We start from the raw sequence: 12795 nt of genomic DNA, 5'->3' as shown, positions 1-12795 counted from the left end.
CGATCACGCGCCGCGATCACTGCCGGGGCAGGTCCAGATCCGCCATTTCCTTTTCGATCGCGTTCGCGGCGAAATCGACCCCGCGGGAGCGCAATTCGTGAACGCGACGCTGGAGCGCCTCGATCCCGCCCGGTTGGGCCGCGATGTCGGCCACGCTGACCCGCCGCTTGGGCCGGTGCATACTCGAATCCCGGTACGACACCGTGATACCTCCTGCCTGTGACGCATCATGCTCGCCGCCCTGATGCTCTTTCCGAGCCGCCGGACGCCGGTCATGCAGGCAAAATGCTATCAGCGGTTAGTGCTGGACCTTTGATCAGTGTGCTACGGATCACACCACTTTCGCGCTGCGGTGATTGGCCATGTTGTGTAAGTAGACCGCGCCGTTGAGCCGGATGCCGTCCTGCTCGGCCTCGCTCAATTCGCGTCGGACCTTGCCCGGGACCCCGGCCACCAATGAGCCGGGCGGGATCTGCGCGCCCTCGGGAATCAGGGCGTTGGCCGCGATCAGGCTGCCCGCGCCGATCACCGCGCCGTTGAGCACCGTGGCGCCCATGCCGACGAGCACGTCGTCGCCGATGCTGCATCCGTGCAGAATCGCGTTGTGTCCCACCGACACTCCGCTGCCGACGGTCAGCGGGAAACCGGGGTCGGCGTGCAGCACGCAGCCGTCCTGGATGTTGGTGCGCGCGCCGACGGTGATCTGTTCCAGGTCGCCGCGCAGCACCGCGCTGTACCACACGCTCACCTCGGCGCTCAGCGTCACGCGTCCGATCACCGTCGCGTTCGGGGCGAGCCACGCACTCTCATCGATCTCCGGCGCGAACCCGCCGACCTCAATCCTCATGATGGCAACGTAGCGGCGTTGCGCCGGTCGGCGCGCGCGGGGGCGTCAGCTCACCGCGCGGAAGAGCGCGCGGTGCGCGGCGGGACTGGTGCCGAGCAGCCGCCGGAAGTGGTGGCGCAGGCTCACCGCGGTGCCGAAACCGGTCTCGGCGGCAATCCGGTCCACGGTGTCGCCGGTGGACTCGAGCAGCAGCCGGGCCCGGTCGGCGCGCTGGTGCAGCAACCACTGCTGCGGACTGCTTCCGGTGCGCTCCCGGAAGCGGCGGGTGAACGTCCGCCTCGCCATCAGCGCGACCGCGGCCCACGCGTCCAGGTCGATCGGATCGCCGAGATGCGTACGCGCCCAGACCATCGCGCGCTCGATCGGATCGTCCTCGGCGTGGTCGGGCACGGCCACCGGGATGTACTGCGCCTGCGACCCGCTGCGGTGCGGGGCGGTGACCAGCGCCCTGGCCAGTTCGGTCGCCGCGCGGCTGCCGTGGTCCTCACGGAACAGGTGCAGGCAGCAGTCCAGCGCCGCGGCGACGCCCGCGGAGGTGATGACGTCGCCGAGATCGGACCACAGCGTGTCGGCGCGCACCCGCACCGACGGATAGGCGCGGGCCAGGTCGTCGGCCGTCGACCAGTGCGTGGTGATCTCCCTGCCGTCGACGAGACCGCTGGCCGCGATGGCCCAGGCGCCCAGGCACAGGCCGACGATCCGCGCGCCGCGCGCGTGCGCGTGTCTGAGCGCGTCGCGCAGGTCGTCGGAGATCCCGGCGCCGCGCGTCCAGCTGGGCACCACGACGGTGTCGGCGCTGTCGAAGGAGGCGAGATCGTCGGCGACGTGAATGTCGAAACCGGCTGGGGTGCGCAGGGTTCCGGGATGTTCCGCGCAGACCCGCACCCTGTACGGCGCGTTCCCGCCCGCGCCGACACGGCCGAAGACCAGGCCGGGGACGGAGAGGTGGAACGGGCTGATCCCGTCGTAGGCGAGCACTGTCACCGTATGCATGGCCCGATATTAGCGATACGCGGCTCTCGGGCCACTATTCGCACGGTCGCGCAACGGCGACGATCGACGTCATGAGCGAAATGATCGAACGCACCGCCCTGGAAGTCCTGCACATCGGCGGCCCCACCGTCCGCTTCCGTTACGGCGGCAGCACCTGGCTGACCGATCCCACCTTCGACGAACCCGGCGATTACCCGGGCCCGATCACCCTGCACAAGCTGACCGGCCCCGCGGTGCCGGTCGAGGAGATCGGCGCGATCGACGTGGTGCTGCTCTCGCACGATCAGCACGCCGACAACCTGGACACCAAGGGCCGCGCCCTGCTCGCCACCGTCGACACGGTGTTGTCCACGCCCGAGGCCGCCGAGCGGTTGAGCGGCGTGCGGGGGCTGCCCGCGTGGGAGCGCGTTCAGGTCGGCGCGGTCACCGTCACCGCGGTGCCCGCGCTGCACGGGCCGGAGGGATGCGAGCCGTTCAGCGGTGCGGTCACGGGTTTCGTGCTGGAGGCCGCGGGGGAGCCCACGGTGTACGTCTCCGGTGACAACGCCTCGGTCGAGCTGGTCGGTGAGATCGCCGGGCGGTTCGAGCGGATCGATATCGCGTTGCTGAACGTCGGCGCGGGGAACGTGGGACGGTTCGGGGACGTCGACGTGACGCTGAACGCCAGGACCGCGGTGCAGGCCGCCGAGTCGCTCGGCGAGGCGATCATCGTGCCGGTGCACGCGGAGGGATGGGCGCACTTCACCGAGACGCTGGATCACCTGGTCCGCGTTTTCGACTACGCGGGGCTGGCCGATCGGCTGCGCATTCCGCCCGCGGGGCAGGTCGTCGCCGTCTGAAGTTCGCCCGGGGTATGCGCGCCGTCGTGGCGAACAGTCGGCGGGTGGTCCACGATGGCGATATGAGGATCGGAGTACCACGGGAGGTCAAGGAGCAGGAATATCGCGTCGCGCTGACCCCCGCCGGCGCCGGGGAACTGGTGCGGCAAGGGCACCGGGTGCTGGTCGAGTCGGGCGCGGGCGGCGGGTCGGGCTTCGCCGATCGTCACTACGCCGACGCGGGGGTCACCCTGGTGGACGGCCCCGACGGCGTGTGGGCGGACGCCGAGCTGATTCTGAAAGTGAAAGAGCCGATCGCGCAGGAATACCCGCGAATGCGCCGCGACCAGGTGTTGTTCACCTACCTGCACCTGGCCGCCTCGCGGGAGTGCACCGAGGCGGTCCTGAAGTCCGGCATCACCGCGCTGGCCTACGAGACGGTGCGCGCGGCCGACGGTTCGCTGCCGTTGCTCGCGCCGATGAGCGAAGTCGCGGGCAGGCTCGGCCCGCAGGTCGGCGCGTACCACCTGATGGCGCCGCTCGGCGGGTGCGGCGTGCTCCTCGGCGGGGTGCCCGGCGTGCGACCCGCCGACGTGGTGGTGCTCGGCGGCGGCGTGGCGGGAACGAATGCCGCGACCATGGCGGCGGGCATGGGCGCGCGGGTCAGCGTGCTCGACACCAATCTCGCGAGGCTGCGCGAACTGGACGCGCTGTTCCAGGGGCGCGTCACCACGGTGGCGTCCAATGCCGCCGAGGTCGAGCGCGCGGTGCTCGCGGCCGACCTGGTCATCGGATCGGTGCTCGTGCCTGGCGCGCGGGCGCCGAAACTGGTCACCGAGGAGATGGTCGCGGCGATGCGTCCCGGCTCGGTGCTGGTCGACATCGCCATCGACCAGGGCGGCTGTTTCGCCGGTTCGCGTCCGACCACGCACGCGAATCCGACCTTCCGCGTGGCGAATTCGCTGTACTACTGCGTGGCGAACATGCCGGGCGCGGTACCGCACACCGCCACCGTCGCGCTCACCAACGCCACCCTCCCGTACGTGCGCGCCATCGCCGACCACGGGTGGCGCGACGCGTGCCTCACGCATCCTGATCTCGCGCACGGGCTCACCGCGGACGGCGGACGGCTGCTCTCCGCCGAAGTCGCCGCCGCTCACGGTTATCCGCTTGCCGAGTCGGTCGGGCTCGCGGGCTGATCGGTGCGGTGGGCCGTTTCACACGCTGCACAGCGACGACGTCTCTGCGCAGCGTGCGGACCGACGCGTCGGCCGGACTACCCCTCGGGGTGTGGCTCGTTCAGGAACCAGTCCGGTGCATCGGTTTCCGGCAGCTCGCGCAGCTTGTCCGGGTTGCGGACGATGTGCATCGCGACGATGCGGCCCGCGTCGACGGTGAAGGAGAAGACGCCGGTGTGGTTGCCGTCGAAGACGACCAGGCCCGGCTGTCCGTTGACCAGCACCGAGCGGCCCCACGCTCCGCGCGACGAGGGCGCGTTGTACCAACCGAGCAGCAGCTTCGCCACCAGCTCGGCGCCGCTGACGCTCTGGCGGATGGCGGGCACCTTGCCGCCGCCGTCGGCGGTCAGGCTGACGTTCGCGTCGAGCACGCCGAGCAGCGCGCTGAGATCCCCCGAGCGCCACGCCACCGCGAACGCCGACACCACCTTCTCCTGCTCGGCGGGCGACGCGGGGAACCGAGGCGTGCCGTCCTCGACCCGTTTGCGGGCGCGCGAGGCGAGCTGGCGGACCGCCGCGGGCGTCCGTCCGACCACCTCGGCGACTTCGGGTCCGCTCATGCCGAACACGTCTTGCAGCACGAACGCGGTGCGCTCGGCGGGGGAGAGGGATTCGAGCACGATCAGCAGCGCGGTGGTGACCCGCTCGTCCTGAGTGATGCGGTCGGCTGGATCGTCCACTGTTGTGACCTCCGGTTCGGGTAGCCAGTCGCCGACGTACTGTTCGCGGCGGGCGCGGGCCGAGCCGAGCTGGTCGAGCGCCAACCTGCCGGTGACGGTGGTCAGCCAGGCGCGCAGGTTCTCGATCTCGCCCGCGGCGCCCGCCTCGTGCTGCCGCTGCAACCGCAGCCAGGCCTCCTGCACCACGTCGTCCGCGTCGGCGAGGCTGCCCAGCGTGCTGTAGGCGAGCCTGCGCAGGTACGGCCGGTGCTCCTCGAAACGGCGCGCGAGCTCGGCGGCGTCCAGCGGCGCGTGTCCTGACTTCTCGGATGTCACTGAAACCCCGTTCGGTCGTGCGGGCCCCCGGTACGGGGCGAAGTGGGTGTCGCCGGTATGACGATCCAGGACCACAGAGTGTGACATCCGGGCGTCCACGGCGGCCGGGCGCCCGATACTCTCGCCCGGTGCACACGGGGATCTCGACGGGCGGCGGACTGCTGCTCGGTTTCGCGCTGGATCGCGCGTTCGGCGATCCGCGCCGGTGGCATCCGGTGGCCGGATTCGGTTCGGCGGCAAGCGTGCTCGAGTCGTTGACCTACGCCGACCGGCGGGTGGCTGGAGTCGTGCACGAGGCGGTCGCGGTCGGCGCCGTGCTCGGTCTCGGCCTCGCGGCGCGCCGCGGCGGTATGGCGGTCACGGCGCTGGCCACCTGGACCGTGCTCGGCGGGCGCAGCCTGGCTCGCGCAGGTCGGGCGATGGCCGATCACCTGGAGTCGGGCGATCTGGCCGGGGCCCGTGCGCTGCTTCCCTCGCTGTGCGGGCGGGATCCCTCGGTGCTCGACGCCGACGGATTGGCCCGCGCCGCACTGGAATCCATCGCCGAGAACACCTCCGACGCCACCGTCGCGCCGCTGTTCTGGGGTGCGGCGGCCGGCGTCCCCGGTCTGCTCGGTTATCGCGCGATCAACACTCTCGACGCGATGGTCGGTTATCGGAACGACCGCTACCACCGCTTCGGCTGGGCGGCCGCCCGGCTCGACGACGTCGCGAATCTGGCGCCCGCCCGCGTCACCGGACTGCTCACCGCGGCCTTCGCGCCGCTGGTCGGTGGGCGACCCGCTGCGGTCTTGCGCGCTTGGCGGCGCGACGCGGCCAAACATCCCAGCCCGAACGCCGGGGTCGCCGAGGCGTCGATGGCGGGCGCGCTCGGAGTTCGGCTTGGCGGCCGGACGCAGTACCGGTACGGGACGGAACTGCGTCCCACACTCGGCGATGGGCCCGCGCCGACGGTGCCCGACCTGCGGCGGGCCGTGCGGATGTCGGAGGCGGTTCAGCTCGGGGCGGCGGTTCTCGCCGCGAGTGCGGCCTTGGCTCTGCCGTCGCTGCGTCGAAGGCTGCCGGTCTCCGGCTGACCCGCGCTCGCGTGGCGAACGCCGGTCAGGAGCGTCCGCGTCCGTAGCGGTCGGCGAGCTTGGCCTCGGTCGTCGGCGGAGTCGTGGCGGATCGGGGCGCAGCGGGTTCGGTCGGTGTCGGCTCCGCCGGCGCGGGCTGAGCGGCGGTTTTCTCCTTGCGGCGTTCCCGCAGTTCGGCGTAGACGAAGTAGCCGAGGCCCAACGGCGCCATGACACCGAAGGCCAGCCATTGCAGCCCGTAGGAGAGGTACGGTCCCGCGTCGAGCTGCGGGAGCGGGCTCGGCGTGAACGCGCCCGGCTGATTCTCCGAGAGCTCGAGATAGCCGCCGCGCTCACCGGCGGGAATCGGGGTCAGCGGGTGGCCGAGCACCTCGGATTCCTGCGCGGTGTCGATCGAATACACCTGGCGGTAGCCGTCCTGGGTGAGCGGCGTCTTGTCCGCACTCACGCCCTCCGACATGCGAATTCGGCCCTCGAGGCGCTGCTCGCCCTCGGGTGCTCGCTGGATCTGCGGCGGCCGCGACGTGCCGTCGACGCCCGCGACGAGACCGCGATCGACGAGCAGCGTGCGTCCGTCCGTCAGCCGGAAGGCGGCGAGCACCGCGTAGCCGGGCGCGCCGTCCAGGTGGCGCAGGCGCACCAGCACGGTCGAATCGGGCAGGTAGCTGCCGGTGGCGGTGACCCGCCGCCATTCGCTGTGGTCGCCGCTCGCGGTGTCGTCGAGCACGGTGGCCACGTCCACCGGGTCGGCGCGCACCGAATCGGCGATCAACTGGTTGCGGTGCTCGGTGGCGGTGTTCTTGCCGAGCTGCCACGGAGCGAGCACGGTGAAGCACAGGTAGGCGAAGGAGGCCACCAGCGCGGCGAGGATCAGCCAGCTGGGGCGAAGCAGAAACGTCAGGCGGCGCATCACGGCAGTCCGTCGGCGATCGGCGACACGGCGAGCGCCGCGCGGACCCAGTCGAGCAGGCCGGGGATCGCCGCCTCGATCTGCGCGCGGACGAGTTCGAAGCCCGCGTCGTCGCCGTAGTACGGGTCCGGCACGTCCGGGCCGTCGGCGTCGGGATCGAAACTGCGCAGCAGCCTGCGGCGATCGGACGGGACGCCGAGCCGCGCCAGCGCGCGCTCGTGCCCGGTATCGAGGGCGACGAGCAGATCGGCTTCGCGGTGGTCGTCGCCGACGACCGCGGCCACATGCCCCGTGGGGTAGCCGTGCTTGCGCAGCGTCTCGGTGGTGCGCGGGTCGGCGTCGTCGCCGATGTGCCAGGAGCCGGTGCCCGCGCTGGTCACCCGCACCCGGTCGGCCAGCCCCGCCAGGCGCAAGTGGTGCGCGAACATCTTCTCCGCCATCGGCGATCGGCAGATATTGCCGGTACAGACGAACGAGACGTGCAGGTCACCCACGACAGCCATTCTGGCCGGTCGCCCTGCTCGCCCGCCACGTAGGGTGTGATCCCGTGCCCTCGGACACAGTCGATCACGCGCTGCTTCGCCACCACGGCGACGTCGACGCGCGCCCGGGCATGCTCGATTTCGCGGTCAATGTGCAGGGCAGCGCGCCGCCGCCGTGGCTGCGCGAACGCCTGGCCGCCCGGCTCACCGACCTCGGCCGCTATCCCAGCGCCGCCGATGACCTGGCCGCCCGCGCCGCTGTCGCCGCACGGCACGGCCGCAGCCCGGACGAGGTGCTGCTGCTCGCGGGCGCGGCCGAGGGATTCGCGATGCTGCCGAAGCTCGCCTCGCGCCTCGCGGCGGTGTTGCACCCGTCGTTCACCGAACCGGAACTGGCGCTGCGCCAAGCCGGCGTGCCGGTCGCCCGGGTACTGCTCGAACCGCCCTACGCCCTCGACCCGTCCGCCGTGCCCGACGCGGCCGATCTCGTCGTCCTCGGCAATCCCACCAACCCGACGTCGGTCCTGCACCCCGCCGACGCGATCCGCGCGCTGCGCCGCCCCGGCCGGGTGATAGTCGTCGACGAGGCCTTCGCCGACGCCGTCCCCGGCGAACCGGAATCCTTGGCGACCGTCGCCACGCCCGACATCCTCGTCCTGCGGAGTCTTACCAAGACCTGGGCCTTGGCCGGTCTGCGCTGCGGCTACCTCCTCGGCGCACCCGGCCTGCTCGCCCGCCTCGACCACGGCCGCCCGCACTGGCCGCTAGGCGCGCTCCAGCTCGAGGCGATCGCCGCCACCGCGGAACCCGCCGCGGTCGCGGAATCCCAGCGCAACGCGACCGCGCTCGCCGCGGCCCGCGCCGCGATGATCGAGCGCCTCACCGCCCTCGGTCTGCACGTGCACACACCGGCCAGCGGGCCTTTCCTGCTTCTGCACGTCTCTGGCGGCGAGCTGCTGCGCAAGCACTTGGCCGAAGAAGGTATCGCGGTGCGCCGTGCGGACACGTTCCCCGGGCTCGGGCCCGATCACCTACGTGTCGCTGTGCGGGACGAGGACGCGGTGGACCGTTTGTGCGCCGCGATCCCCACCGCGCCCGGTCGCGGCTGACGCACGGCGCCGATCGACGCGCTGTGACCAACGTCGAGCGACTCGACTGGGTGTGATGTCGGGTGCCGATGGCGGCGGTGGGTCGTTCGCCAATCTCGGCGGCGCCGTCTTGTGCCCTACTCGACCGGGCAATGTCGGGCGCCAATAGTCAGGGCGGGATGATGGGGCGGCCGGTATGCGCCGGGACAGGGAGTGCGGGAGGAGCGAGGTAGGCGGATGGTGACGACGCTGGCGGATCTGATCGGGGTGCTCGACGCGGCGTATCCGCCGAAGCTGGCGGAGTCGTGGGACTCGGTCGGGCTGGTGTGCGGTGATCCGGACGACGAGGTCACCAGGGTGTTGTTCGCGGTGGACGCGACCGCCGCCGTCGTCGAGGAAGCCATCGACTGGCGCGCCCAGGCCTTGGTCGTGCACCATCCGCTGCTGCTGCGCGGCGTCGACACCGTCGCCGCCGACACCGCGAAAGGCGCGCTCCTGCATCGCCTCATCCGCTCCGGATGCGCCTTGTTCACCGCCCACACCAACGCCGATTCCGCCGATCCCGGCGTCTCCGACGCGCTCGCCGCGGCCATCGGCCTGACGGTGACCGGCCCGCTGGACCCGAAACCGACCGCGGCCGTGGACAACTGGGTCGTCCAGGTGCCGCGCACTCACTCCGACGCCGTGCTCGGCGCGCTGTTCGCCGCGGGTGCCGGCGGCGCCGGCAGCTACCACGAGTGCGCGCTGCGAGTGCCCGGCGTCGGCCAGTTCCGGCCTATGCCGGGCGCTGATCCGGCGATCGGCGCCATCGGCGAATTGCAGCGTGTCGAAGAGGATCGCATCGAGGTCATCGCGCCGCCCGCGGCCCGCGCCGCCGTGCTGGCCGCGCTGCGCGCCGCCCACCCGTACGAGGACCCGGCCTATCACGTCACCGAACGGGCCGCCCTGCCCTCCGGCCTCGGCATCGGCCGCGTCGGCGTCCTCCCGGAACCGGAACCTTTGCGCGACTTCACCGCTCGCGTCACCGCCGCACTGCCCACAACCGTGTGGGGCGTCCGTGCCGCAGGCGATCCGGATCGGGTGATCGAGCGCGTCGCGGTGTGCGGCGGCGCGGGCGACTCCTACCTGTCCACCGCGGCCCGGCTCGGCGTCGACGCCTATCTCACCTCGGATCTGCGCCACCATCCCGTCGACGAACACCTGCGCACCGGCGGCCCGGCCCTGATCGACGCCGCCCACTGGGCCACCGAATTCCCTTGGTGCGCGCAGGCGGAAGGCATCGTCGCCGCGGCGCTGCCCGAACTGGAGACCCGCGTCTCGACGCTGCGCACCGATCCGTGGACCGTGGGCGCGGTGGACTGACACCGGCACGCGGACCTTCCACCGCCGAAATGGGTTGCCGTCCGGCGAGGTTCCCCGGCGTTCGGCGGAATCGAAGGGCCGCAACCGGGTACAACTAGCGCATGAGTTTCCCGGTGGATTTCGGGATCTTGCAGATCGGTTTGATCCTGCTGATCCTGATCGCGGTCGCGCTGCTCGTTTCGGCGCTGGTGAAGGTGCGCAGGGTCGGGCCGCGGGTGCTGCTCGGCCGGGGCGCGGGCGGGGTCGCGCTGCTCGCCGTCGCGGTGCTACTGCTGTGGGTGGCGACCCTCATGCAGACGTATCTGGGACTCAGCGGCGAGATCAAGGCCGCGCACGTGGTGGTGCGCGAGGTCGCGGGCCACGATCATCAGCTCGAGGTCGACCTCACGCTCTACGGGGACGACGACCACTCCGAGCGCCGCGAGAAGTTCCACGTCCAGGGCGATCTGTGGGTGTTGCAGGCCAATATCGTCGAACTGGAGCCGTGGGTGAACGCTCTCGGCTTCCACTCCGGCTACAAGGTCACCCGCCTGTACGGTCAGCGCCTCGATGGTGTCGCCACCACGCAGAACCAGATCTTCCTGAACGGCGACGACGCCGATTTCTTCGCCGACATGAGCGATGGCGCCTGGTGGACCAGCCCCTTCGTCCGCTCGGCCTACGGCAACGCCGTCATCGGCACCCCCGGTGAATACGACGTCTACATTTCCCGAGACGCGATCAAGGCCCGCGCACCCGGTAGCTGATCCGCCGCCGGGCCGACTCGCCCCTCGGCCCGGTCTCGGAACCAACCGGCTCGTAGCCGGGGTACGGTTGAACACTGGCGTTCGCCGTCCGGCGGATACCCCGACCCGTCGTCCACAGTGTTCAGGAGTTTGTCCGCGTTGAATGTCGAACCATCGATCCAGGCCAAGCTGCTCCAGCTCGCGGCTGTCGACGCCGAACTGACGCGGATCGCGCACCGGCGCACCGTGCTGCCCGAGCAGCAGGAAGTGGCGCGGCTGGAGGGGGAGCGCAACAAGCACAAGGACGCCGCGGTCGCGGTGGAGATCGTGCTGGACGATCTGGATCGCGACATCCGCAAGCTGGAGGGCGAGATCGACGCGGTCCGCAAGCGTGAGGAGCGCGACCGCGGCATGCTGACGGCTGGTTCCGTTGGCGCCAAGCAGCTTTCGGAGATACAGCACGAGCTGGGCAGCCTGGAGCGGCGGCGCGGCGTGCTGGAGGACGAATTGCTCGAGGTGATGGAGCGCCGCGAGGCGTCCGCCGCCGACCACGATCACGCCGGCGCGCGCCTGAGCAAGACCGAAGAGGAGCTGGCCGACGCGCAGCGGGTGCGCGACGAGGCGTTGGCGGATCTGGATGTGGCCCAGGGCCGCTGCGCCGACGATCGGTCCAAGCTGCTCGGGTTGTTCCCCGCGGAGCTGCTCGGCGTCTACGACAAGCAGCGCGCCGAGCGCGGCGTCGGCGCTGCGCTGCTCCAGGCTCGCAAGTGCGGCGCGTGCCGCATCGAACTGGACCGCGGCGAGATCGCGCGCATCGCGAAGACGGCGCCCGACGTGGTCGTGCGCTGCCCGGAATGCGGCGCTGTTCTGGTGCGCACCAAGGAATCCGGTCTGTGACCTGCGGGTTCGATCGGCCGGATGCCGGGGAGGTCCGGTGAGTTACGAGCATGTGATCGTCGAAGCGGACGGCGGTTCGCGGGGCAATCCCGGCCCGGCCGGGTTCGGCGCGGTGGTCTTCGACGCGGGCCACGTCGCGGTGCTGGCCGAACGGCGCGAGAGCCTTGGCATCGCCACCAACAATGTCGCCGAGTACCGCGGGCTGATCGCGGGCCTCGAGGCCGCCGCCGAGCTCGGCGCGCGCACGGTGGACGTGCGGATGGACTCCAAGCTGGTCATCGAGCAGATGTCGGGCCGGTGGAAGGTCAAGCACGCGGCGATGATCCCGCTGGCCGACCGGGCCAGGCGCTTGGTCGCCGACTTCGACCGGGTGAGCTTCACCTGGATTCCACGCGCCCAGAATTCGCACGCCGATCGCCTGGCCAACGAGGCGATGGACGATGCCGCGCTGGTCGGCGAGGTGCGCGCGGCCCGGGAGGCGGAAACGGCGACCGTCGAAGAGCAGTCCACCCGGAGCGCCGCGCCGAGCTGGATCGATGAGGCGCGCGCCGCCCAGGTCGATCCCGCGAACACCGAGGCCGTCTCCGCCGGTCCGGGTTGGACCGGTGCGCTGGGCCGCCCGACCCGCTTGCTGCTGCTGCGCCACGGCCAGACCGAGCTCTCGCTGGAGCGGCGCTATTCGGGCCGCGGCAATCCCCCGCTGACTCGGCTGGGCCGCGAACAGGCCGCGCGTGCCGCGAAAATGCTTGCGGCCAAAGGCGATATCGCCGCCATCTCGAGCTCGCCGCTGGGGCGGGCGCGGGAGACGGCCGAAGCGGCGGGCGCCGCGCTGAACCTCCCGGTGCGCACCCACGACGGACTCATCGAGACCGATTTCGGCGCCTGGGAGGGACTGACGTTTCTCGAAGCGGCGCAACGCGATCCGGAGTTGCACGCGCGCTGGCTCGGCGACCCGTCGGTGGCCGCGCCGGGCGGCGAGAGCTTCGACGAGGTGCGCGAACGCATCGAAGCGGTGCGCCGCGACCTTGTCGCGCTGTATCCGGGCCAGAACGTGCTGGTGGTCAGCCACGTGACGCCGATCAAGACGCTGGTGCAGCTCGCGCTCGGGGTGGGGCCGTCGCTGCTGTACCGCCTGCATCTGGATCTGGCGTCGCTGTGCATCGCGGAGTTCTACCCGGACGGCGGTTCCTCCGTTCGGCTGGTCAACGACACCTCCTACCTCTCCTGAGCGGGGCTTCGCCCGACCGCCGTGGCCGCTCCGCGGTCGGCCGCCGGGCTGCCGACCCTCGCCACGACCGGGCGCCCTTCTCCGGGTACTGTGGCGCGACACACGTCGCATCGCGTGCACCGGCCGCTACCCCAGC

General features: G+C 71.5%; 14 protein-coding genes. 8 read left to right on the top strand and 6 right to left on the bottom strand.

The window, feature by feature from the left end:
- Positions 1-16: 16 nt before the first annotated feature.
- The 3 genes from NX1_RS11090 to NX1_RS11080 form a co-directional block, all read right to left on the bottom strand.
- The gene (locus tag NX1_RS11090; RefSeq protein ID WP_245668434.1) at positions 17-154 is read right to left on the bottom strand and encodes a hypothetical protein; all 138 of its coding nucleotides are present in this window, start codon (positions 152-154) and stop codon (positions 17-19) included.
- 177 nt (positions 155-331) lie between these two features.
- Positions 332-847, bottom strand: coding sequence for a gamma carbonic anhydrase family protein (locus tag NX1_RS11085; protein ID WP_068057335.1), 516 nt, complete (start codon positions 845-847; stop codon positions 332-334).
- A gap of 45 nt (positions 848-892) precedes the next feature.
- Positions 893-1840, bottom strand: coding sequence for a GlxA family transcriptional regulator (locus tag NX1_RS11080; RefSeq protein ID WP_068057334.1), 948 nt, complete (start codon positions 1838-1840; stop codon positions 893-895).
- Between the two features lie 71 nt (positions 1841-1911).
- Between NX1_RS11080 and NX1_RS11075 the strand changes: the two genes are divergently transcribed.
- Both NX1_RS11075 and ald read left to right on the top strand, forming a co-directional pair.
- Positions 1912-2679 (top strand): MBL fold metallo-hydrolase, encoded by a 768-nt coding sequence (locus NX1_RS11075; RefSeq protein WP_084501324.1) that lies wholly within the window; start codon positions 1912-1914, stop codon positions 2677-2679.
- Between the two features lie 62 nt (positions 2680-2741).
- Positions 2742-3857, top strand: a complete 1116-nt coding sequence (gene ald / locus NX1_RS11070; RefSeq protein WP_068057428.1) for an alanine dehydrogenase — start codon at positions 2742-2744, stop codon at positions 3855-3857.
- A gap of 77 nt (positions 3858-3934) precedes the next feature.
- On the opposite strand, the gene sigJ is transcribed toward ald, so the two are convergent.
- Positions 3935-4891 carry an RNA polymerase sigma factor SigJ gene (gene sigJ, locus NX1_RS11065; RefSeq protein ID WP_245668433.1) on the bottom strand — a complete coding sequence of 319 codons (957 nt, stop codon included), beginning with the start codon at positions 4889-4891 and terminating at the stop codon, positions 3935-3937.
- A 128-nt stretch (positions 4892-5019) separates the two neighbouring features.
- Here sigJ and NX1_RS11060 point away from each other — a divergent pair, with 128 nt between their 5' ends.
- Positions 5020-5967, top strand: a complete 948-nt coding sequence (locus NX1_RS11060) for a cobalamin biosynthesis protein (protein ID WP_068057332.1) — start codon at positions 5020-5022, stop codon at positions 5965-5967.
- Positions 5968-5992: 25 nt separating this feature from the next.
- Here NX1_RS11060 and NX1_RS11055 read toward each other — a convergent pair whose 3' ends face one another.
- Both NX1_RS11055 and NX1_RS11050 read right to left on the bottom strand, forming a co-directional pair.
- Complete coding sequence (locus NX1_RS11055; RefSeq protein WP_068057329.1) at positions 5993-6877, bottom strand: SURF1 family cytochrome oxidase biogenesis protein; 885 nt, start codon at positions 6875-6877, stop codon at positions 5993-5995.
- Positions 6877-7380, bottom strand: a complete 504-nt coding sequence (locus NX1_RS11050; protein ID WP_068057327.1) for a low molecular weight protein-tyrosine-phosphatase — start codon at positions 7378-7380, stop codon at positions 6877-6879. The genes NX1_RS11055 and NX1_RS11050 overlap by 1 nt, the downstream gene beginning before the upstream one ends.
- Before the next feature lie 44 nt (positions 7381-7424).
- Here NX1_RS11050 and cobC point away from each other — a divergent pair, with 44 nt between their 5' ends.
- The 5 genes from cobC to NX1_RS11025 all read left to right on the top strand — a co-directional run bounded on the left by cobC (position 7425) and on the right by NX1_RS11025 (position 12659).
- Entirely contained in the window at positions 7425-8468 is a 1044-nt protein-coding gene (gene cobC / locus NX1_RS11045) for an Rv2231c family histidinol phosphate aminotransferase CobC (RefSeq protein ID WP_068057325.1), read from the top strand.
- A 216-nt stretch (positions 8469-8684) separates the two neighbouring features.
- Positions 8685-9809 (top strand): Nif3-like dinuclear metal center hexameric protein, encoded by a 1125-nt coding sequence (locus NX1_RS11040; protein ID WP_068057323.1) that lies wholly within the window; start codon positions 8685-8687, stop codon positions 9807-9809.
- 101 nt (positions 9810-9910) lie between these two features.
- Positions 9911-10555, top strand: coding sequence for a hypothetical protein (locus NX1_RS11035; protein ID WP_068057321.1), 645 nt, complete (start codon positions 9911-9913; stop codon positions 10553-10555).
- 138 nt (positions 10556-10693) lie between these two features.
- Positions 10694-11431, top strand: a complete 738-nt coding sequence (locus tag NX1_RS11030; RefSeq protein ID WP_068057424.1) for a zinc ribbon domain-containing protein — start codon at positions 10694-10696, stop codon at positions 11429-11431.
- A gap of 37 nt (positions 11432-11468) precedes the next feature.
- A complete protein-coding gene (locus tag NX1_RS11025; protein WP_068057319.1) occupies positions 11469-12659 on the top strand; it encodes a bifunctional RNase H/acid phosphatase in 1191 nt (396 codons plus the stop codon).
- Positions 12660-12795 lie beyond the last annotated feature (136 nt).

This window comes from Nocardia xishanensis NBRC 101358 (assembly GCF_001613365.1).
GTDB classification, from domain to species: Bacteria; Actinomycetota; Actinomycetes; order Mycobacteriales; family Mycobacteriaceae; genus Nocardia; species Nocardia xishanensis.
This window is presented reverse-complemented; position numbering and strand designations above follow the sequence as displayed.

Coding starts and splice junctions, on each gene's coding strand:
- NX1_RS11085 (WP_068057335.1), bottom strand. CDS start 847: ATGAGGATTGAGGTCGGCGGGTTCGCGCCGGAGATCGATGAGAGTGCG.
- NX1_RS11080 (WP_068057334.1), bottom strand. CDS start 1,840: ATGCATACGGTGACAGTGCTCGCCTACGACGGGATCAGCCCGTTCCAC.
- NX1_RS11075 (WP_084501324.1), top strand. CDS start 1,912: ATGAGCGAAATGATCGAACGCACCGCCCTGGAAGTCCTGCACATCGGC.
- ald (WP_068057428.1), top strand. CDS start 2,742: ATGAGGATCGGAGTACCACGGGAGGTCAAGGAGCAGGAATATCGCGTC.
- NX1_RS11055 (WP_068057329.1), bottom strand. CDS start 6,877: ATGCGCCGCCTGACGTTTCTGCTTCGCCCCAGCTGGCTGATCCTCGCC.
- NX1_RS11050 (WP_068057327.1), bottom strand. CDS start 7,380: ATGGCTGTCGTGGGTGACCTGCACGTCTCGTTCGTCTGTACCGGCAAT.
- NX1_RS11040 (WP_068057323.1), top strand. CDS start 8,685: ATGGTGACGACGCTGGCGGATCTGATCGGGGTGCTCGACGCGGCGTAT.
- NX1_RS11035 (WP_068057321.1), top strand. CDS start 9,911: ATGAGTTTCCCGGTGGATTTCGGGATCTTGCAGATCGGTTTGATCCTG.